Annotated in this window: 19 protein-coding genes; 8 read left to right on the forward strand and 11 right to left on the reverse strand. The window is 57.4% G+C overall.

Going from position 1 to position 21453, the window contains the following annotated elements; translation table 11 throughout:
• Positions 1-65: 65 nt before the first annotated feature.
• The 6 genes from G505_RS0110115 to G505_RS0110140 all read left to right on the forward strand — a co-directional run bounded on the left by G505_RS0110115 (position 66) and on the right by G505_RS0110140 (position 7285).
• Complete coding sequence (locus tag G505_RS0110115; protein WP_028109450.1) at positions 66-2906, forward strand: alkaline phosphatase family protein; 2841 nt, start codon at positions 66-68, stop codon at positions 2904-2906.
• Between the two features lie 448 nt (positions 2907-3354).
• On the forward strand, positions 3355-3951 hold the full coding sequence (locus G505_RS0110120) for a GTP cyclohydrolase II (protein WP_028109451.1): 597 nt from the start codon (positions 3355-3357) through the stop codon (positions 3949-3951).
• 255 nt (positions 3952-4206) lie between these two features.
• Positions 4207-4662: a xanthine phosphoribosyltransferase gene (gene gpt, locus G505_RS0110125; protein WP_028109452.1), complete on the forward strand. Its 456-nt coding sequence runs from the start codon at positions 4207-4209 to the stop codon at positions 4660-4662.
• Between the two features lie 252 nt (positions 4663-4914).
• Complete coding sequence (locus G505_RS0110130; RefSeq protein WP_028109453.1) at positions 4915-5334, forward strand: rubrerythrin family protein; 420 nt, start codon at positions 4915-4917, stop codon at positions 5332-5334.
• Between the two features lie 14 nt (positions 5335-5348).
• Positions 5349-6677 (forward strand): heterodisulfide reductase-related iron-sulfur binding cluster, encoded by a 1329-nt coding sequence (locus tag G505_RS0110135; protein WP_028109454.1) that lies wholly within the window; start codon positions 5349-5351, stop codon positions 6675-6677.
• 8 nt (positions 6678-6685) lie between these two features.
• Positions 6686-7285 (forward strand): DUF3501 family protein, encoded by a 600-nt coding sequence (locus G505_RS0110140; RefSeq protein ID WP_028109455.1) that lies wholly within the window; start codon positions 6686-6688, stop codon positions 7283-7285.
• Here G505_RS0110140 and G505_RS0110145 read toward each other — a convergent pair.
• From G505_RS0110145 to G505_RS0110160, 4 genes are all read right to left on the reverse strand, one after another.
• Complete coding sequence (locus tag G505_RS0110145; RefSeq protein WP_028109456.1) at positions 7273-8001, reverse strand: HvfC/BufC family peptide modification chaperone; 729 nt, start codon at positions 7999-8001, stop codon at positions 7273-7275. The genes G505_RS0110140 and G505_RS0110145 overlap by 13 nt on opposite strands.
• A complete protein-coding gene (locus tag G505_RS21245) occupies positions 8001-8825 on the reverse strand; it encodes an MbnB/TglH/ChrH family RiPP precursor modification enzyme (protein ID WP_035385298.1) in 825 nt (274 codons plus the stop codon). Before G505_RS21245 ends, G505_RS0110145 begins: the two co-directional genes overlap by 1 nt.
• Positions 8822-9121 (reverse strand): BufA1 family periplasmic bufferin-type metallophore, encoded by a 300-nt coding sequence (locus G505_RS0110155; protein WP_028109457.1) that lies wholly within the window; start codon positions 9119-9121, stop codon positions 8822-8824. The genes G505_RS21245 and G505_RS0110155 overlap by 4 nt, the downstream gene beginning before the upstream one ends.
• A 115-nt stretch (positions 9122-9236) precedes the next feature.
• Entirely contained in the window at positions 9237-9875 is a 639-nt protein-coding gene (locus G505_RS0110160) for a TetR/AcrR family transcriptional regulator (RefSeq protein ID WP_028109458.1), read from the reverse strand.
• 110 nt (positions 9876-9985) lie between these two features.
• Between G505_RS0110160 and G505_RS0110165 the strand changes: the two genes are divergently transcribed.
• On the forward strand, positions 9986-10846 hold the full coding sequence (locus G505_RS0110165; RefSeq protein WP_028109459.1) for a LysR family transcriptional regulator: 861 nt from the start codon (positions 9986-9988) through the stop codon (positions 10844-10846).
• A 64-nt stretch (positions 10847-10910) separates the two neighbouring features.
• Here G505_RS0110165 and G505_RS0110170 read toward each other — a convergent pair whose 3' ends face one another.
• From G505_RS0110170 to ardA, 5 genes are all read right to left on the reverse strand, one after another.
• Positions 10911-11576 carry a hypothetical protein gene (locus G505_RS0110170; protein ID WP_028109460.1) on the reverse strand — a complete coding sequence of 222 codons (666 nt, stop codon included), beginning with the start codon at positions 11574-11576 and terminating at the stop codon, positions 10911-10913.
• A 529-nt stretch (positions 11577-12105) separates the two neighbouring features.
• Positions 12106-13221, reverse strand: coding sequence for a porin family protein (locus G505_RS0110175; RefSeq protein ID WP_157509160.1), 1116 nt, complete (start codon positions 13219-13221; stop codon positions 12106-12108).
• 143 nt (positions 13222-13364) lie between these two features.
• Entirely contained in the window at positions 13365-14621 is a 1257-nt protein-coding gene (gene dddY / locus G505_RS0110180) for a dimethylsulfoniopropionate lyase DddY (protein ID WP_028109462.1), read from the reverse strand.
• A 130-nt stretch (positions 14622-14751) separates the two neighbouring features.
• Positions 14752-15051 (reverse strand): cytochrome c3 family protein, encoded by a 300-nt coding sequence (locus tag G505_RS0110185; RefSeq protein ID WP_157509053.1) that lies wholly within the window; start codon positions 15049-15051, stop codon positions 14752-14754.
• A gap of 129 nt (positions 15052-15180) precedes the next feature.
• Positions 15181-16704, reverse strand: coding sequence for an acrylate reductase flavoprotein subunit ArdA (gene ardA / locus G505_RS0110190; RefSeq protein ID WP_028109463.1), 1524 nt, complete (start codon positions 16702-16704; stop codon positions 15181-15183).
• 272 nt (positions 16705-16976) lie between these two features.
• Between ardA and G505_RS0110195 the strand changes: the two genes are divergently transcribed.
• The gene (locus tag G505_RS0110195; protein ID WP_028109464.1) at positions 16977-17903 is read left to right on the forward strand and encodes a LysR family transcriptional regulator; all 927 of its coding nucleotides are present in this window, start codon (positions 16977-16979) and stop codon (positions 17901-17903) included.
• 156 nt (positions 17904-18059) lie between these two features.
• Here the strand turns inward: G505_RS0110195 and G505_RS0110200 are convergent, their stop codons facing one another.
• Together G505_RS0110200 and G505_RS0110205 are read right to left on the reverse strand one after the other, a co-directional pair.
• The gene (locus tag G505_RS0110200) at positions 18060-18833 is read right to left on the reverse strand and encodes an alcohol dehydrogenase catalytic domain-containing protein (RefSeq protein ID WP_028109465.1); all 774 of its coding nucleotides are present in this window, start codon (positions 18831-18833) and stop codon (positions 18060-18062) included.
• A gap of 488 nt (positions 18834-19321) precedes the next feature.
• The gene (locus G505_RS0110205; RefSeq protein ID WP_028109466.1) at positions 19322-21154 is read right to left on the reverse strand and encodes a DUF885 domain-containing protein; all 1833 of its coding nucleotides are present in this window, start codon (positions 21152-21154) and stop codon (positions 19322-19324) included.
• Between the last annotated feature and the right edge of the window lie 299 nt (positions 21155-21453).

A 21453-nucleotide genomic window follows, 5' to 3' on the forward strand; every position in this document is an offset into this window, starting at 1 on the left:
CATGACACTGACTGGTTGTTTCGGTACTCTGTGAAGCTATCTCTCGAAAAAATCAGGATGTTTTCATGAAGTCGGCGCTCATTGCGTCCCTGATGCTCAGCGCATCTGTGGCCGCCAACCCAGTCAGTCAGATCCCCGGTCTGGGCGGGGCTTATCACGCCACTCAGGTACTGAAAGAGGAGATCCTGAGCGCCGGCACCCTGGCGGTAACCGCTTCCCGTGATGCCGCCCTGTTTACCATCGGCGGAACCACCCTGGACGCCTACATCCTGACTCTGCCCCTGGACGGCGCCACCAAGGCTCGGGTGATCAAACGCCTGGCCAACCCCATGTACGCCATCCAACTGGGTCACTTTCTCTACATGTTCAAGGAGCGCTACGCGGGTTACGATGGTAAAGATCAGTTCAAGCAGCACTTGCTCAAACACTACTCCCAGACCTGGCTCACCCGATACCAGCACTCGCTGTTTACCCTGGAAACCGCAGACTCTGATGAATCACAGGCAGAATCCAAGCCACTGATTGACGACCAGTTCATTGCGACTCTGGTGTCCATGTACGACGCCCTGTTCAACAACGATGAGTGGGTTCTGGGCCGTCACCTGCCGGACCACTACCAGTATCTGGGCGAATCCGATGCCGACAGGACCCTCATCGCCCGCATTCAGCCTTTGGTCATCAGCCTGCTGGAGCGCGTGGAGGCGGGCATGGAGCCCGGGGAGTTCAAAAACGCCGTCAAAGAGATCATCGCCGACAATGCGCCGGAGCAGAAAGGCAAGGTGAACAACAAGGCGGAGGCGATCACCATCACCTTGATCGACTTCGTTCGCTACAACGTGCTGAAGAGCTACCGCCAGTTTGTCTGGGAGGAGAGCCGGGCCAAGGCTCAGGCCAGCTGGATGACCCAACAACTTGAGGAAAATCCCAAAGCCCTGGTGGACTACCTGACCAGCCGCGACCAACGCCGGTTTGCGGTGCAGGTGACCGTGGACGGTTTGCAGCAGGGGCTGATGGCCGCCCTGATTGCCCCTGAGCACTCCCCCTTCCTGCGCCAGGCCCTGACCATGCACAACAACCGGGAGAGCTTAAAGCCAGAGGGCGAAAGAACCGCCCAACCGGAACATCAGCAGCGGCTCAGCTATCTGACCCAACTGGTCGAGGCGCCCCAACAGGATGAGCACTACCTGCCCTTCTTCAAGACCCTCTATGCCCAGCCCGAGGGAATCGTCCAGCATGGGGTGTCCACCACCCCCACCATCAGCGTGCGCAACCTGCCGATCATCAAGACCGGCGCCGACGTTGCCGGCAAGGGTGGAACCGGCATCCCCAACTTCCACTTTGTCGACCGACTCCAGGACCGGGCCTACTACTTCTATGGCAACGACGCCCTGCAACTGGAGCGGCTGTTCGAGCAGCGCGGGGCCAGGACCATGTTTGACCGCCTGGACCACCTGAAAACCATGAGCTGCAATGCTCAGTACGACTGGAACAGTCAGGTGGGCTATGACGCCCTGGTGAATCTGGGCCTGGGTGAAGTGGTGCGAGACTTTGGTGAGCGCCGCTGTGCCGGTGAGCTGGCTCGCCGTGCCAAGGTGCATCCGCAGTTGCAGTCGGCCCGGACCGAGCTGCTTGGTCTGATTGCCGATTATCAGGCCACCAGTTGGCTGCTGCCTCTGAGCAAGGCCTCTCAGAAACGTCACCTCGAGCAGAAGATTGAGCAGCTGGCGCAACTGTCCGAACAGGGGATGCCGGATTACCTGCTGATCTACAACCCCTGGCCGGATCATTTCGCCCACTTCAAAGGCCCCTTCAGCGACGAGGTCATCGCCCCCACCGGAGAGCTGAACCGCCTGGATTATTGGCTGGGAGAGTACGACGGCTACTACCAACAGGCTGGCATCAGCCCGCGCACCCTTTGGGGCATGGCGGGGGACCACGGTCTTACCCCAATCTACTGGGCGGTCAATCCGCAGGAGCAGGCGTTGCAGCCTCTGGCGCAAGAGCTGGGTTACCCGCTGATGGTCAGGAAGATCTCCTCGGATGAGGGTGAGGGCCCCAAGATCACCCATGCCCACCACTTCCCCAGCAACAGGGAGTTGGATCTGGTGATCGCCTCCACCGCAGGCGGCAACTTTATGCTGGACCTGTTCAATTCCCACAGCGGCTGGCAGACCCAACCCCTTTACCGGGAGCTGACCCAGTGGCAGCCCAACCAGGCTCCCGAGGGCAGCAAGGTGGATCTGATTGACGAGCTGACCACCCGGCTCGCCTCCAGCCTGGATTACCTGGCAGTAAGGGAAATCCCCTGCACCAACAGGATGTGCACCTTGAGAGTGGTGGCCCGGCGCGATGGGCAGCGCCGGGATGAACTGATACAACGCCATGGCGACAGGCTGCACTACCGCAGTGCCGATGGCAAAACCTCACCGGTACTGCTGCAACTGACCGAAGCCAACCCTTGGGAAGCGCCCCTGGACCAGGCACGTCAGCAGGAGAAAGCACGGTTGTTGGCCACCTGCCTCAATGCCCCCCTGACTGAGCCTGGCCAGTGGTGCACCAGCGCTCAGTGGCGACAACTGACCCGGCTGACCCCGAGGCCGGATTCGGTGAATCAGCTGGCCCACCTCTATGACGATGACAGGGCCGGTACCATCAACTTGTTCCCCACCGAGGGGGTGGGTTACAACACCCTGGTGCCCGGGCGCCATGCCGGCGAACACTACCTGGAAAAGGACGCGTTCCTGGGGTTCTGGGGCACGCCGGTGAAGACGAGCACCCAGGTGCCCACCGCCATCAATGGTTCACTGGCCCCGACTTTGTATGAGTATCTGACCGGTGAGCCGGTGGTGCCCGGTGACAATGGCTGGGGTTTCCCCTCGCTGTGGCCCCAGTTGAGGGGGCACTGAGACCGAACCGGCGCCTGGGCTGGGGGTGACGTTCAGGTCGCTCTTCAGAGACAGGCGCCGGCCACCACCGGACTCAGGCCTTCGAACAGGGAGCCGCCTCACTGGCCCCTGGCCTCTTAGGCTCCCCGGCACAAGCCATGACACCCTGGAATCTCCCCCTCCGCCACCTCCCCTCACGCCACACTTTCATAAGACATCGACAAAATTAACATCTCAACAACACCCTCAAGCCAGTCAATCCAGTCAACTAACTGACACATATAGGTCATATTGACTGGTATTGAGTTCCAACTCGCGTACCAGCTCCCAATTCTTGAGCTGTGGACCCGGATATTATTGTCTTTTGCCAGACCCGTTGGTACCCTGTCGGCCCCTCTCGGCAGGGCCAGACGGGGGTTCACGGCGGCATTTGGCCGTGATTTCGGATTTGAGAGTTGGAGAGTCACAGATGATTAAGGTTAGGCAAACGGTTCCACTGAAAGTGGGCAGGTCACAGGTGGAAGCGGAGCTCAGCTCTTTTCACGGCCTGGAATCAGGCAAGGAGCATGTGGCCATGCGCTTCGCCGGAACCGGTCCCGCCAGCGGCGCCCCCCTGGTAAGGATGCACTCCGAGTGCCTGACCGGAGACGTTTTCCACTCCTCCCGCTGCGACTGTGGCGAGCAGCTCAATGAAGCCATCGAACGCCTGCACGTCTCAGGCGGCGTACTGCTTTACCTGCGCCAGGAAGGGCGCGGTATCGGTTTGTACAACAAACTGGATGCCTATGCTCTGCAGGACACCGGCCTGAACACCTACGAAGCCAACGTCAAACTGGGTTTCGGTGAAGACCAGCGTGACTTCGCCGAAGCCGCGGGCATGCTCAAAGCGATGGGCATCGACCGCATCCGCCTGATCACCAACAACCCCCGCAAGGTGAAGCAACTGACCGACTATGGCATCGAAGTGGAATCCATGGTCAACACCTCGGTGCACATGAAGCCGGGTAACGAGTCCTACCTGAAGGCGAAGAAAAGCCACGGTAACCACCACCTGGCCATCGACTGAGTTTCTTTGGGGTTGGCGCCGGTCTCAGATGAGGACCGGCGCACACTGACATCATCGGCAACCCCGCGCCGAAGCCCATTGCTGCCCATCGTTTGACCCCTTTCTCACCGACTCCATTGTTCTGGGTCATCTTTTTTTTAAAAGGGCAAAATTTCCCTGTTCCCGTCACACGCTTTTGGATAGAATCGCCGCCCAATAAATTTTCATAAGTGCTTTCAGCGACGCTCTTCGCTGTCTTATCGAGGTTATTGGATCATGAGTAACAAGTTCATCATTACCTGGGACAACATGCAGATGTACTCCCGCCAGTTGGCCGAGCGCCTGCTGCCCGCTGACCAGTGGAAGGGGATCATCGCCGTCAGCCGAGGTGGACTTGTGCCCTCCGCCATTCTTGCCCGTGAACTGGGCATCCGCCACGTCGATACCGTGTGCATCTCCAGCTACGATCACAATCACCAAAGAGACCTGACCATCCTGAAGAAAGCCCCGGGTGATGGCGATGGCTTTATCGTCATCGATGATCTGGTGGACACCGGCGGCACTGCCGAAGTGATTCGCGAACTCTACCCCAAGGCCAAGTTTGTCACCGTATGCGCCAAACCTGCCGGCAAGCACTTGGTGGACGACTATGTGGTGGACATTCCTCAGGACACCTGGATTGAACAGCCCTGGGATATGGCGGTGACCTTCGTGGAGCCACTGTCCAAATAAGCGTTGTCACCTCCGAAGGTCACACTGCGAAGGCGGGAGTCTGCTTCCCGCCTTAACTCTCTAATCTGTATTCATTTTTTCCTTCAGCAGCCCCCAAAGCCAGTCAGATCATCCAGATCTACGATATATCCAATCTGTTTATTCCATCATTAAACGTTGGTGCAACGGTTTTCCCTTAACTACCTTTTGCTGATATGGCCGCGCCCATTGCGCGCGACCGGCGTCCCTATCTCAACGCAAGAGGATCAGCAGATGTCACTGAAAGGATCAAAAACCGAACAGAATCTGAAAGACGCCTTCGCCGGTGAATCCCAAGCCAACCGTCGCTACCTCTACTTCGCTGCCAAGGCCGACGTGGAAGGCTACAACGATGTGGCCGCCGTTTTCCGCTCCACTGCGGAGGGGGAAACCGGTCACGCCCATGGTCATCTGGAGTACCTGGAGGAGGTGGGCGATCCCGCCACCGGCCTGCCCATAGGCGGTACCTCAGACAACCTCAAAGCCGCCATCGCCGGTGAAACCCATGAGTACACCGATATGTACCCGGGCATGGCAAAAACCGCCCGGGATGAAGGCTTTGATGAGGTCGCCGACTGGTTTGAAACCCTGGCAAAGGCGGAGCGCAGCCACGCCAACCGATTCCAGAAGGCCCTGGATAACCTGGACGACTGACAGGGAGTGGCACCATGGCCCATAGGGAAGGAAGTCTGGAAGCGCCGACGCGCCACCCTCTGGAGTGGCGCAAGCCGGAGTTTTACGACAGAGACGCCCTCAATCTTGAGCTGGCGAGGGTGTTCGACGTCTGTCACGGCTGCAGGCGCTGCGTCAGCCTGTGCCACGCCTTCCCGACCCTGTTTGATCTGGTGGATGAATCGGACACCATGGAGGTCGACGGGGTCGACAAGGCCGAGTATGTTCAGGTGGTGGATCACTGCTACCTGTGTGATCTGTGCTATCTGACCAAGTGCCCCTATGTGCCGCCCCACGAATGGAACATCGATTTTCCCCACCTGATGCTGCGGGCCAAGGCGGTGAAATTCAAAGAGAGCGGTGCCCGCTTCAGGGACAGACTGCTCACCAGTACCACCACCGTCGGCCGGCTGGCGTCTCTGCCCGGGGTGGATTCCTTAGTTAATGCCCTCAACAACACCGCAAGCTTTCGCAACCAACTGGAATCCGCTCTGGGCGTTCACCATCAGGCCCCTTTGCCCAAATACCACAGCAAAACCATTCGCCACAGAACCCGTCCGCTGCAGGAGGTACTGGAGCCTGTGCCAGCCGGAGAAACCACCGGCAAGGTGGCCCTGTTCTCCACCTGTTACGGCAACTTCAACGCCCCTCATCTGGGTGAGGATCTCTACAAGGTGTTTCAGCACAATGGCATCCACATCGAATTGGTGCCGGGCAACCTCTGCTGTGGCATGCCCAAGCTGGAACTGGGGGACCTGGAGTCGGTTCAGGCGCTGATGGAGAAGAGCCTGCCCGTGCTGACTGAGATGGTGGACGAGGGGTTCGACATCATCGCACCGGTGCCCTCCTGCGTGCTGATGTTCAAACAGGAACTTCCGTTGATGTTCCCGGAGAATCACGCCCTGGCACGGGTACAACGCGCCTTTTTCGACCCATTTGAGTATCTGGCCATGCGCCACAAGGCCGGACTGCTCAACACCGAGTTCCCCGAACCTCTGGGCAAGGTTGCCTATCAGGTGGCCTGCCACCAGCGCGTGCAGCGCATCGGCATGAAAACCAGGGAGGTGCTCAGCCTGATCCCGGGCAGTGAGGTAACCGCCATCGAGCGATGCTCAGGTCACGACGGCACCTACGCGGTCAAGGAGGAAACCCATGCCAACGCGGTGAAAATCGCCCGGCCAGTGGTACGAAAACTGGACCAGTTACAGGGGGACCACCTGGTGAGCGACTGCCCCATGGCCGCCACCCATCTGGCCAACCTGGCCGAGGGTGAGGCGCAGCCCACCCACCCCATCACCCTGCTGCGGCAGGCCTACGGACTATAGGAGTGCCCATGAGCAAGCTGACCCGACACCGGCTTTGGTCCCTGGAGGAGTACGCCGAGCAGCGCCCGGCCTTTCGCCACCAGGTGATGGAACACAAGAGATTCAGACAACTGATGCTCGGAGAACACCTGAGGCTGACCTTCGAAGATGAGATGACCATTCGCTACCAGGTTCAGGAGATGCTGCGCATCGAACGCATCTTTGAGGGTCCAGCCATTCAGGAGGAGCTGGACGCCTATAACCCCCTGATTCCCGATGGCACCAACCTTAAGGCCACCATGATGCTGGAGTACCCCAATGCCACCGAACGACGGGAGCGTCTGGCGCAGCTGACGGGCATTGAGCACAAGATCTGGCTGCAGGTGGGGGACGACTGGTGCTGTTATGGCATCGCCGATGAAGACCTGGATCGCAGCGATGAACACAAAACCTCCAGCGTCCACTTCCTGCGCTTCGAGCTGACACCGGAAGCCATTTTGGACCTGAAGCAGGGCGCCGCCCTGGTCATTGGGGTCGATCACCCACAGATGGATACCGGCCCCATTCCAGTGCCGGACGCAGTGCGGGATGCCCTGGCCGAGGATCTCTCCATTACCTACGCCAGCTGACCCCGGCTGACCAGCCACTGCCTCACCATCAGCGTTGCCAGGTGGTGAGGCTCCAACGCCAGGGCCCGGTAGGGATGACGCACTGAGGTCAGAGCCAGTCTGAGTGACGGGGTCACCTCCTCCCAGGACAGGTCCCTCTCAGTTGGCCAGATGGCCCACAGGCTCTGGGACTGCTGAGTCAGTTCCAGCTCTCGCTCTTCATCGCGGCTGAGTGCCATCAGCGTCTGCCAGATATCATCGATGGGATAAGCACTGGCCACCAGGGTTAGTCCCGGGTTCATCTGCCAGGGTACGGGACCGCCATGTTCCAGCCAAAGGGCACACTCCTCAGAGGTAACCGGAAGCTGACGATGGGCATAGTAGGCTTTGTGAACGCCCCATTCCCAGCGCATCAGGGCACTTAAGAAGGGAAAGTCTCGCCACAGGCCGCCGGCTCTGGGCTGGGCCTGCAACCAGAAAAGCAAGTCTGCCCCGGCCCAATCCAGGGAGTCCTCTGACCGCCACTGGACGGCGAACTCACGCACCATCGCCAGAAACAGGGTCTCTCCCAGCAATTGCTCCGTGGCAGGGTAGCTCTTACGGATGGCGGAGATGGCAGCCCCGAGACGGTTCTGACGATACACCGCCAAGGCATCCTCCAGAGGGGACAGGGTCACTTTAAAGCCGCCGCTGCCATGGTGTTGATAGAAGTTGAGTGGATCCCTGACTCCTTTCATCAGGCTACCCTCCCTTGCATCATGGTTGCCGCCCGCGCCGCTTCCTCCAGCAGAACCGGCAGCTGTGGAATGGCATTGTCCCACTCGATCACCAAGGGCCTGGGCCCCATGCGCACCAACACCTGCTCCAGCAGTTGCCAGACCTGGGGGGATACCCGACTGCCGTGGGTGTCCACCAGCAGGCGATTTCGCTGTTCATACCCGGCAAGATGACAATAGTCCACCGCCTCCAGCGGGAAGGACTCCAGCAAGACCAGAGGGTCCTGATCCAGATTCCGGGCGGTCACATAGAGGTTGTTGACGTCCAGCAGCACCCCGGCACCGGTACGACGATGCATCTCACTGAGCATCTCTCCCTCATCCAGACAGTCGTCCCGGTAAGCGAGATAACGGGAGATGTTCTCCACTGCCATCGGCAGACCCAGAGTCTGCTGAACCCGGTCAACCTGCTGGCACAGCCGCTCCAGGGTGTCGGAAGAGTAGCTGACCGGCAGCAGATCGTGAATATGACCGTCGGGCAGACGGCACACCGCCAGATGATCGGACAAACCGATGGCACCCAGCTCTTCCGCCATGACCTTCAGACGCTGCAGATAACCCTCATCCGGGCCGGATGAGGCCAGGGACAAACCGACACAGTGGAGAATCACCGGATAGCGCTCGGCAACCTGACGAAGCAGATGGTAGTGAGGCCCGCGCAGGGCCATGAAGTTGTCCGCCAGGATCTCAACGAAAGGCAGCGGCTCACGCCGCTGCAGCAGTTGTGCCATATGCCCTTCGCGCAAGCTGATGCCAGCGTCCGTGGGGGCCAGGCCAGGGATCATGACTTCTTCATTCCCTTGGCAGGCTTCACCTTGGCGACCTTGCCACCCAATTTCTTACAGGTCCCCTGGGGGACATAAACCCACTCGTTGGGGCTGTTGTCTGACTTAGCCTGTCCGGCACAACCATGACTGCCATCGAGCGCACCACAGTCATTCATCCCTTTCTTAGCTACCCCGGCGCACTTTTCCCAAGCTTCAGGCTGGTCGGGAACGGCGTTGGCCTGGCCAGACGCCAACAGGAATCCAGCAGACACCATGCCGGCCAGGGTTGCTTTCAGAGTGTTGTGCTTTTCCATTGCCTTTCTCCAGTTGCTCACGAAGTGTTCAACTAGAAGATAGGTGTTTGAGCGGAAGTATTTCCTCACACCTCATAACATTAAGGTGCAGGAATAGTCCAAAAAAGAATATGGTTCAGGCGGCTTCGCGCATCTGGGTCAGCCACAGACCCAGTTCATCCCGGCTGGGAATGCGCTTATCGGAGTGGCCCATCAGTTGAGTCAGGGCATAGCAGTACTGGTGATACACCCCCAGGTCACAACACTCGGTGTCACCATCGTCGATGTTGATCAGACTGCCACGAACAAAGCTGCGCACCAGGGCGCCGCGGTCATAGCCTTCGACAGGACCGATGGCGTCCATCACCCGCTGGTTCCAATCGTTGTAGTCGGCGAAGGCCTTGTTAAAGGCGGCACGGTAGAACTCTCCGGCCTGCTCCAGCACGTCGGTGTTGGGCATCACCCGGGAGATCACGAAGCGGTCATTGCACAGCACTTCGCGCATGCGCCAGCAATGATGGTAGAGGAAGAGATGAAGGGGATTCGCATGCACCTTCTGATCTGCCTGAGCCTGGGCCAGGAAATCTCGGAATTCGGCGGTAGCCACGGCCACCACCAGGTCCGCCTCAGAGGGGAAATGGTTGTAGACAGTACCCTTGGAGATCTGGCTGGCCTTGACCAGATGAGAGCGGCAAAGACCGAAGGTCTTGTGCCCCTTTAAACAGCGCTGCGCCACGGTTACCAGGTAATTTGCCCTTTGTTCCCAGCTGCTCATCACAGACTCCAAAATCTCTGTTGTATGAATTCACAGTCTCAAGGTATCAGCCTTTGGTGCAAGCGGATATTGAGTAATACTTGGGGCACCATTAGCGGAGTGAATACCCCATGCTCAAAGTCGAACTTTTGGAGAGTTTCATCGCCGTTGCCGAGTGCGGCAACATGTCCAAGGCGGCCGAAAAGGTGTGCCGGACCCAGTCGGCGCTGAGCTTGCAGATTAAGAAGCTCGAAGAGAGTGTCGGTCAGATGCTGTTGGACAGAGATAACCGCGGCGTTACCCTCACCGAAGCCGGTGAAAAGCTGTTGAACTACGCCTACAAAATGGTGCAGCTCAATATGCAGGCGTTGGACGATCTCAAAGAGGAAACCAAGCAGATCATCCGCCTCGGTGTGCCCACGGATTACGTGAAGTGGTATCTGGAGTCCGGCCTGATTGAGTTCATTCGCGAGTTCACCAACCTGCAACTGGTGATCGATACTGACGTGTCCGGCAACCTGTTCAAGCGCCTGGGCAATGGCGAATTTGACGCCATCATCGCCACTCACTGGCACCCCCAGGCCCACGGCGAACTGCTGTTTGAGCGCCGCTTCGTCTGGGCCGCCGCCAAAAACGGCAACTCCCACCAACGCAGCACCATCCCCATGGCACTGTACCCGGAGAACTGCCCCATCCGTGCCCAGGTGTTTGCCAACCACAACATCTCCATGCGCCCCATCAACGTGCTGCTCTCCACCCCCTCTCCCCAGGCTCTGTGCATGGCGGTAGAGGATGATCTCTGCATCGCCCCCATCGCCGAGTTCCGGATCAGCGACAAGATGCAGGTACTGGATGCCGAGGAGCATAAGCTGCCCAAATTGCCGATGTTCAATGAGTCCTTCTATGTGAATCCGTCGGCAGAATCCAAGGCATTGGAGCAGTTACGTGGCCTGCTGAAGGCCAACCTCAGCAAGATGGTGATTCAGCACTGAATTCAATGTTAAGAAAGGCCGGTGGAGACACCGGCCTTTTTCGTTGAATCTGACAAACCGCGAGCTACTGACCAACGGCCAGGGTGCTCTCGTAGGGATCTGCCGCAGAGAATTCACTGACAAGCCACTGGGTCAGCTCCTCTCTGGAAGGGCGTACTTCGGCTTCCAACTCCAACAAGCTAGCCACAGACTCAACCAGCGACACGTACCCTTCCAGCGCCTCCAGGCTTCGGCTGCTATCCGGTAGATGATGGTCATTGGCTATCCATTTATACAGTTCCAACATGCCCGCCAGTTTGGGCGAAATCAGCATCTTCAGCAGATAGGTCAGGTAATCGTTGTAGTTGGCCAAGGAGCGCAGATAGCGCCTGGATGTTTCCGCCGAGGCAGAAAAGATCAGCGCGTCACCGGGCACCAGCTGGTGCAGAGGAAAACGGCCCATCACCTGAGCTTCATAGGCCACCCAACAGGCATGATAGAGCAGCGCCCTGGCTGGCTGACGATGCAGGCGATAGGAGTACTCCAAGTGCTTGAAGTGGGAGTAGAGTTCGCTGTCGGCGATGGAAAGACGCAGGTCGTCATCACTGAAGAAGACACGCTCGACCCGATGCTCACAAACATCCGGCTGGGCAGCCAGAATGGAACGACTGAGGCGATACGCCTCCTGTCCCTGAATCAGCTCACGGGCGACGGCGCACAGCGCCCTTCTCTCTCGGAGTCCAGACAACATACCCACCTCTTGGCAAAGGGAAATGGCACTCCATGCGTTAACCAGGGTTCGCTCCGGGACCCCCAAGACAATGCCGCTCACCTTACCCGAGGAATCGTTTCCAAAAAAAAATCGCAGCCACGTTTTGGCTCATTGATCCCAGATGGCCGGTACATAAAAAAGCCCCCACAACTGTGGGGGCCACCTAAGCAAATAGACACGAAACCTCATAGTCAATTAGCAGGGAGACGATGATGAAACCTTGGCCTCGTGTCCGTTTCCGAGGCGCGCAGGAGCACCCCGAAAACCCTCAAAAACTTTATTCAAACGACAATCATGACCAGCTTACCTAAGGAACCGATTCCAAAAAAAAGTGGGGGCCACGTTTTGGCTCATTGAGCACCAGTAAACAACAAAAAAGCCCCCACAATTGTGGGGGCCACCTAAGCAGAAAGACACGATGCCTTACAGTCAATAAGCAAAGAGATGATGATGAAACCATGGCCTCGTGTCTGTTTCCGGGGCGGTTCAAAGCCGCCCCGGAAAACTCTTAGAAGTAGTATCCAAAGTTGATGTTGATGCGGTTGTCCCAACCGCTGTCGGTCTGAGCCAGACCCACGTGATCGTTCACCCCGGCGGCGTACATATTTTCGCCGGCAATAAAGTCGATGTAGGTGTAGGTGGCACCGGCGGAGATCGCCATACCGGTAACGTTCATCAGACTGTCGTCGTAGCTGGCATCATCGGTGTCCGGTGTCAGCATGCCGAAGTCGTTGTAGACGGTGATGCTGCCCCAGGAGGTGGGGAAGCTCTTGGCCAGGTTGACGGAGTAGATCTGAGCCTTGGAGGCCACTTCGTACTGCCAGGCGTAGGCAGATACGGCAATCTTGTTGGCATCGGCCGGGCTGTCGGCGTCGTACTCATACTGCATCGCCTGCAGCTGAAGCTTCCAGTCACCGAACTTGGCGTCCATGTGCAAGGCAACGGCATAGCGATCGCCATTGTCACCGGTCTTGCTGTTGTAGATCTGACCCCACTCCAGAGAGCCACCCAGGGTTGCGCTGCCACCGTCATAATCCATGACGTACACCTGACGCAGGTTGATCTGGTTGGTCTCTTCGTTGTTGTACTCGGTGCCGTTCACCGTACCCTTGTACAGATCGGTGGAGTAACGCTCGTTGCGAGAGGCGCTGTACTCGGCGTTCTTGAACAGGCCGATGTCGGTCTTCCACTGGCCGCCGTTGTAGTGGAAGGTGGCGCCCATGTCGTAGTCATCTTCAAAGCCCAGGTAGTAAGGCAGACCGAACCAGAAGCTGTTGGAGATGTAGCCCGGGTTACCGAAAGGCACGTTGGTCAGACCGAAGCGGCCCTGCCATTGATCATTGAAATCATAGTAGGCGTAGGCATAACGCAGGCTTTCCCAGCCATCGAAGAAACGGTACTCGGACGCCAGGCCAATGCCGTTGATCTCACCGTTGAATTTCAGGGCCAGCATGTCGAACTTGAAGTCGCCCATCTTGTCTTCAGAGGCGTCGCTGTAGCTCTTGTACTGGTAGTTGGCGCGAACGGTGCCGCCCACATCAATACCATCTTCCGCCATTGCCGCAGCGGAGCTGCCGGCCATCATGGCCGCAACGGCCATAGTCAACGCAGTATTATATTTCATCGTTTCCTGTCCTATTTAATATCAGCAGGACACAGCTACCCCTGCCCTCTGCGGGGCATGTAAGTCAACTGGTCCGGAGTTTGGCCGCCAAAGCGGCCGAGATATGGGCCGGTCTGGCGCCGGCCCTTTTTATCAGCTGGTTATCAGTACTTGGTCTTGGTCAGATCGCAGCGGAACTTCTCACCACGCATGGCTGGCGTGTTGGGACGTTCGGAGGACTCACACAGACGGGTCGTACCATAGTCATTACGCTTGTCGTGGGCGTTGGAGCGAGCCCAGACAGTCACGATCGCCTTCTCTTCAGGCTTGGCGTGACAGTTGGCACCGTTGTAGTTAAACGCATGGATGGTGTTCTGGTGGAAGTAGGCCAGATCATCATGCTTGGGCGAGGTGTTGGCCCAGAACCAGGGCTCATTCGGCATGCCGGCGTCAAACTCCACCTCACGAATGGTCTCGTTCTCGCTGATGGTTTTCACCAGGGGGCTGTCCTCACGCACGGCGAAGTTCTGGAACTCGTCGGCACAGGCTGGCTCACGCATGGTGTAGTAGATCTCGGAGATCGCATGGTTGTGATAGGGGTAGAAGGAGTCGATGCGCTGGGTCACCATGCCCACTTCGGCACCCACCTTCTCATTGTTGATCTCGTCGATGCGCAACAGGCCCCAGTGGCCGAACACCTCGGCGTAGGCGTAGTTGCCACGAGTCTTGGTGAAGTTCCGCTTGTTACGCTCGCTGTCTTCGGCGTACATGGGGAACCATCCCACGGAGGCCCACAGGTTTGGCAGGGCGTTGGCGCTGATATCGAATGGGAAGGCATCAGGCAGTTTGATGTCGTCTCCGGTCACCATCTTGGAGAAGTTCTTGGTGAACTCGCGACCGTACTCCTTCACCTCTTTGTTGGTGACCTTCTTGTCGAAGAACTCCTGGAAGGTGGTGCGTTTCAGCCACTTGGCCACGGGAGAGTTTTTCTCCAGCTCGCCACCCGGGCTGTAGATCCAGTTGACGTCCTCGCGGGCGCCGAAACAGGCTTTGGCCTTATCCGGATTGTTGATCACCGCGTAGATGTGCTTGACCATCAGTTTCATGTCACGACGGTCCATGATGCACATGTACTGCGGCCCTTCCAGATCCTGAGTGTTGGTCTGGAACATGCTGCGATCAGAGTTGCGGCAATTACCGTCGCTGGTACTCAGTGCTACCGCGTAACCCTCGAGATATTTCAGGGTTTCGTCCCACAACATGTCGACGTATTTTTGATCTTTCTTGGAATAAGTGGCGGTTTCGCCAAGACATTTGAACTCGGCGTTCATAATTTCTTCTTTATCCAGAAAATCGGGAATGTTAGCAGCCATAGCTGAATTGGCAACCAACAACCCAGCAATCAAAGCAGAGTTTTTCATCATTTATGTCCAGAGATGGTTTTAATCTTTTAAAATAAAGCGGGCAGAATCGGTGGGAAAATGACTTGGAAGTCCGTTTTGATTCTGCCCGCTTAATAGGCTTTATTATATTTTTAATTAAGCAGCTTTTTTACTGCTTATGCTTGGTAAACTTGAAAGTGTGACAGTCGTTACACAGTGGCTGTTTGGCTTCGTGCTCACCGTGGCACACGGTGCAAGGCGTCTCTTTGCCGTAGTGCAGGTTGTTGTGAGGGTTCTGCCACAGCTCCTCCTGATCCTTACGAGCGGTCTTCTTCGCCAGCTTGTCCACCTTGTGGCACTTCAGGCAGGCGTCATCCGCAGGACGAACCGAGGGCGCGTTGGTGCCGTGACACACCTTACAGTTGTCCTTCTTGTAGAACTTCTGGTGGTAGGTGCGACCGTCCATCATACCTTGATCGGTCAGGGAAGCATCAGCCTTGATCTCAGCAGCAACGTGAGTACTTGCCAGCAGAGCAGCAACAGCGGCCAGGGTCATTAACTTTTTCATCATCTAATCCTCATTAATTCCGTTATTGACTCAGGCGCCCATGATGCTGCGAGCAGCAGTCATGCCCATCACCATACAATCTGGAATGGAGCAGCTACCCAGACGGCTCACACCGTGCATACCACCGGCCACTTCGCCCGCGGCATACAGACCTTCGATGCGCTGACCGGTGAAGGAGTCTTTCACCTCGGCCTTGGTGTTGATCTGAACACCGCCCTGGCAGTAGTGAACCTTGGGCCACAGACGAACCACGGTGAAGGGCGCTTTCAGGTACTTACCTTTGGCTTTGCCCATGTTCTTACCGAACTGCTCGTCGTTACCGCTCTTCACATAGCCGTTGTACTCTTCAATCTGCTCCTGCAGAGGCTTCAGAGGCACGTCGAAGTGCTTGGCCAGAGCTTCCAGAGAGTCGAACTTCCAGCCTACGCCGTACTTCAGTACCTTCTTACAGTTGGGGTGCTGCTTGGCGTGCTCGTAGCTGGTGATCATGATCGGAGGCAGAGGCTTGCCTTCAGCATCACGACAGGCCAGTTCGGCGTCGGCACGGGTCTTACGGTCAGCGATTTCGTTCATGAAACGCTTACCGGTCATGCGGTTAACCGCAATGGAGTGGGGGAAGTTGAAGATGGAGTAGTTGGACACATAGCCGAAACCACCCTCATCCGGGGACGCCCAGGGACCGGACTGGATGTGCGCCATGTGCACAGGGATGGCACCCAGACGGAACATCTCGAACATGCCTTCACCGGTGGCACCCTTGGCGTTGGTACAACCCACTTCGGCGGTCAGAGTCGGATCCTGAGCCATACGCAGGTCGACGTTCTGAGCGAAACCACCGGTGGCCATGATCACACCGCGGGTGGCGCGAACGTTGATCTCTTTCTCCACACCGGCATCTTCATCTTCGAAGTAGTACCCCTGGTTCAGGCGCACACCGACAACCTTGCCAGCGTCATCCAGGATGAAACCGTTGAACTTGGTGCGAGGCACCATGTTCACGCCCATCTTGCGGCACTCATGCAGCAGAGGCTGGGTAATACCGGCGCCACAGCTGACGGTGGTCTGGTAGGTACGAGGTACGGAGTGGCCACCCAGCTGCTGCAGGTAGGGGTGGAACACGGCACCGGCGTCGATGGTCATCTGCAGCGCTTCCATGGCGTGAGACGCCACGTGACGCAGCAGAGCTTCATCGGCAATACCACGACCGGCTTTCAACTGGTCATTCACCATGCGTTCTACTGAATCTTCAACGCCCTTCTCTTTCTGCATGGGCGTTTGAGGCGCAGCGAACAGACCACCGTTAATGGCGGAGTTACCGCCGAAAACAGGCATCTTTTCGAAGATGGTGACTGACTTACAGCCTTGACGGGCCGCTTCGATGCCTGCGGCCAGGCCGGCGAAACCGGAGCCGATGATGGCGATTTCTACAGTCTCATCCCACTTCACACCTTTGGCGCTGACAGACGTTGCCATGGCAGGCGCGGCCATTACGGCACCGGCTGCACCCAGCCCCTTAATGAAATTACGACGTCCGAGCAGATTAACTTTACTCATCTGGTTCTCACCCTTGTTTGGTTATCTCGGGGCCAGTGTAAAAGTGGAACCAGTTCCAAAACGGGAGGATCTGTCATTTCTTAATAAAAGAGTTTGAACCTTTTGAAAAATAGAGAGACCAATCAAATTTATAAAAGGAATATATATATTTCATCGTCTTTTGGAAATCGTTCCAAAATGAATATCAGGTCATATTTCCCCACCTGAAAAGAATCATTACTTTCTATCGCCTGATATTGTGTCGTTAACAAGACTCAAAATAACGGAAGACAATGGAACTAGAAGAGTTGTACCGGCGCGACCTCAGTCTGCTTGTCGCCCTTCAGGTACTGATTGAGGAGGGCAGCGTTACCCGGGCCGCCAAACGTCTGCATCTGAGTCAGTCCGCCACCAGCCGGGTGCTGGCCAGGCTAAGAGAGATGCTGGGGGATCCGCTGTTTACCCGGGTAGGCACCCGACTGCAGCCCACTCAATTTGCCCTGGATTGCCAGCATAAGTTGCAGGCGCCCATTACTGAGCTGAGTCATCTGCTCTCCCCCAGGGTATTCGACCCGGCGCAGTGCCGACAGACCTTTACCATTGCGGTGACCGACTTTGCCCTGCAGGCACTGATGCCCGCCATCCTGGAAAAGCTCTACTCCCAGGCGCCGGGGGTAAACCTGGAGGTGCTGCCGGTCCAGCACCGGGATCTGAAAACCCAGCTAGGCAGTGAAGGGGTGGACCTGGCCATCTGCCGGGCTCCGGGGAAGAGCGCTCCGGTTATCAGCCGCAATTTGGGGCTGGTCGGTCTACGGGCAGTGGTGGCCAAGCAGCATCCCCTGGCCGATGCCGCTCTCGAACCTGAGCACTTCAGAGAATACCCGTCAGCCGTAGTGGCAGTGAGTGACGGCGTAAAGGCGTTGATGGACGATGCCATGGCGGGCCTCGGCGGCCACAGAATGCTGCTGCGCACCCCAAGCCTGGGCAATGCCCTGGCACTGCTCAAACATCAGCCTTTGTTGCTGACCCTGCCCTCGGGGCTGGCCGAACAGGCGGGAGAACAACATGATCTGGTGGTCAAGCCCCTGCCCTTCCCCCTCCCCCCCATCGACTACCACCTGTTCTGGCACTCCCGCACCGGTGAGGATCCGGCCCAGTGCTGGCTCAGAGAGCTGATCAGCGACGCCACCTCTCCCCTGCTGGATGGTCAGTTGAGTTAGCCTTCACGGCGCTCCCTCCTCCCCAGCTGGGTCTTCCCCCAAGCTCCTTCCCCAGGCTCCTTCCCACAGGCCAAGCATTGGTTTGGTGGTTTTCCGGCACGGACATAAAAAATCCGCCCCGAGGGGCGGATCACGACCTCTGGACGGAGATCAAAATCAGAGGGTAATGATCACCCGACCGGTTACCTGACCACGCACAATCTTATGGGCGTAATCGGCGACCTGTCCCAGGCCAATGCTATGACAAGCCTGCTCGTAGAAAGACTCAGGCAGAATATCCAGGGCCTTCTTCCACGCAGTCAGTCGCTGATCATAGGGGCAGGCTACGGAGTCCACTCCCTGAAGGCGCACATTGCGCAGGATGAATGGCATCACTGTAGTCGGCAACAGGTGACCACCAGCCAGACCACAGATTGCGGCAGTGCCACCGTAGTTCACCTGGGACAGGGCGTGAGCCAGCACCTGGCTGCCCACGGTGTCCACGACACCGGCCCAACGCTGGCGCTCCAGCGGCCGGGCCTGAACACACAGCATGGCAGTCAGGCCGGCGGTACCGATCATCATCGCCTTGTTGGCATCGCAGTTGGCAGGCATGGGGACCAGCCAGTCCGCCTTCACGCGCGCACGCTCCGCCATGCCGCCCCAATGGCGTTCACCCACACCCCAGCCGGTCAAAATGACCTGATCACCCGCTTTGTAACGCTCGTCACTGGACTCGATGACCCGACCAGCAAAATCGATACCCGGCACCATGGGGAAATCCCGAATGATTTTGCCGGTGCCAGTCACCGCCAGACCATCTTTGTAATTGAGAGAAGATGCTTCCACCTCCACCAGTACATCACCTTCAGGCAGATCGCTCTCCTGCAGCTGTTGAATCTGGGCTTTCGTGGTTTTCTCCTCCTGGGTCAGGACAAGCGCATTAAACATATTGGGATTCCTTTGAGAAATAAGATCGCTTAAGACGATGTTTGGATAAGCTTAAGACAGATATAGGTGCAAAAAAACTGAATTCACTGCATATCTCCCATGCATATAACGCCAATCTTTCAGGTCGTGATCCCGATAGCAATGGGACTTTAGCCGCAGAGACATTGCTCACGGATTGAACCACATTCCATAACGCCGACTCACTCACACATCATAATCACCCGAGTTGAATCTGATTCCTTTCGTGCAGTTTCCGACCAGGCCCTCATCTTTTGTCCCCGGCCAGCGAGCATAGATGACAAGCGAAAGCCGCACCCTGTCTAGAAATCACACAGGATAAATGAATCACATAGCCAGGGGGTCGCCACAACGACTGTCACATCAGGTTAAAATTTCTGTTGGTTAATCACGCTTTGCGGCACCCTGGACAGGCTAGGCGTTACCCAAGCCGATCAAGGTCTGGGCCACTGCTCGGCCGAGTTGCCAGTTCAGTTCGCCGCCAGCGCCCTTTCCCGGGCAATGTAGTCATTCACCAGGCGATCAAGAATGTCGAGCGGCAGGGCGCCATTACGGAGTACCACGTCGTGGAACGCCGCCAGATTAAACTGCTCCCCCAGGGCCTGCTGAGCCCGATGGCGCAGCTCCAGAATCTTCATCATCCCCACCTTGTAGGCGGTGGCCTGACCGGGCATCACGATGTAACGCTCCACCTCGGCGATGACGTCAGACTCTGCCATGCCGGTGTTGGCCAGCATGTAGTCAATCGCCTGCTCCCGGGTCCAGCGCTTGGCGTGCAGACCGGTGTCCACCACCAGACGCACGGCGCGGAACAACTCGGCCTGCAGCCTGCCCAGGTTATCCAGAGGTTGCTGCTGAAAGCCCATCTCCCAGGCCAGTTGCTCAGCATAGAGGGCCCAGCCTTCCACATAGGCGGTAAAGGGAGAAACGCGGCGAAAGAAAGGCAGCCCTTCCAGTTCCATGGCGATGGCGATCTGGAAGTGATGGCCGGGTATCCCTTCGTGGTATGCCAGGGTGCGCATGGAATAGGTGGGGGTGGCCTTGATGTCGTAAAGGTTGGCGTAGAAACGCCCGGGGCGGCTGCCATCCAGTGCCGGCTGCTCATAATAGGCTCCCGGTGAGGTCTTCTCCTTAAACGCCGGAATCCGCTTAACCTCCATGCCCACCGCGGGGCGAAGGCTAAACGCCTGGGCAATGCCGGCATCGATCTCATCCAGAATGCGCTGGTATTCGTCGAGGATCTGCTGACGCCCCTGGTCGGTATCCGGGTAGTAGAAACGGGAATCGGATGAGAGTGCCTCCATGGCCGCGGCAAAGCCGGACTGGGTCTCTATCCCCTCTGCGGCCAGTATCGCCATCATTCGCGACTGAATGCGATCCACCTCGGCCAAGCCCAGGTTATGAATCTCGTCGGCACTGTAATCTGTGGTGGTAAACAGCCTCAACGCCGCCTCATAGGCTTGCTCGCCCTGAGGCAGGCGCCACAATCCGGCGTCCTCTCCCGCCTTGGCATGAAGCTGCTCGAAGTAGGCGATAAAGCCCTGGTAAGCGGGGTACACCCGATTTTCAATTCGCTCCTCGGCCCCCGCCAGCAAGCCCTGTTTCTCCTCCTGTGGCAGCCCATCCACCTTGTCCAGTTTCTTGGCCAGGGAGGTGTACAGGATGTTCTCTGTGGCCGGGGTATCCACGAACCCGCGCATCTCGGTCAACACCCGGTCAATGACAAAGCGAGGGGGGATGATCCCCTTCTCCTCCCGCAGCTTCAGTCCCTCCAGATACTGAAGAAACTTCCGCTCCACCTGATCCAAACGGGCCAGGTAGTGTTCCGCATCTTCGCTGCTGGTTACCTGATGCTTTGACTGCATGAAGCTCGGGAAAGCGCTCTGTACCCCAAACATCTGATTGACTGGGTAGTTATGGTGACGGAATGCCTTGGCTTCATCCATGAAGTTGAGCAGATAGAGGGCCACCTCCTTGGAGAGGCGATCCTCCTCGCTCAGATCCGCATCTTCGTAGGTCATCAGCACCCGGCGGGCATCCAGCAGGGTATTCAGTTGCTCGTCGCTGCGGGCGGGGCTGGCGTCATCCAGTCTGGCATTGTGGCCATTGATTCCGGCGGACTCGAGGAAGCCAAGGGAGGTAAGGGTCTCCGGGCTGTCGAAGGCCATCTTGACCAGAGTACGGTCAACGAAGTTCCGAAAGAAAAAAGGCTTCTCTGCATACCATTCATGGGCGGCGAAGGCTCCGCCCAACACGGTGATCGACAGCAGACCTACCCCGGCCCGCTTCAACATTTTTTTCATCTCATCATCCCTGAACTGAACCGAATTTTGCTCAATCAGCAAGCTATCAGGCCAGAAGATTAGCTACAATTTGTTTACGTTTCAAAATGCTACAGCGCGTTATCAGCCAGTCCCGTTACAGAAGCGAACGCGGGTTCGCCAAAAGGTCTCTGAACAACGCGCAAACGTCCGGAAAAGGCTGGGCAGCCACTTAAGGCCGAATCCTGGAATATCCATTGAAATAATAAGCGCTTAAGCTCTAGTATGGTTGTATATTCGCCAGCGAATTTGCCGGCGACACTCCAAAAACAAAACCTTTG

The organism is Ferrimonas futtsuensis DSM 18154 (assembly GCF_000422645.1).
In the GTDB taxonomy this organism is placed as follows: domain Bacteria; phylum Pseudomonadota; class Gammaproteobacteria; order Enterobacterales; family Shewanellaceae; genus Ferrimonas; species Ferrimonas futtsuensis.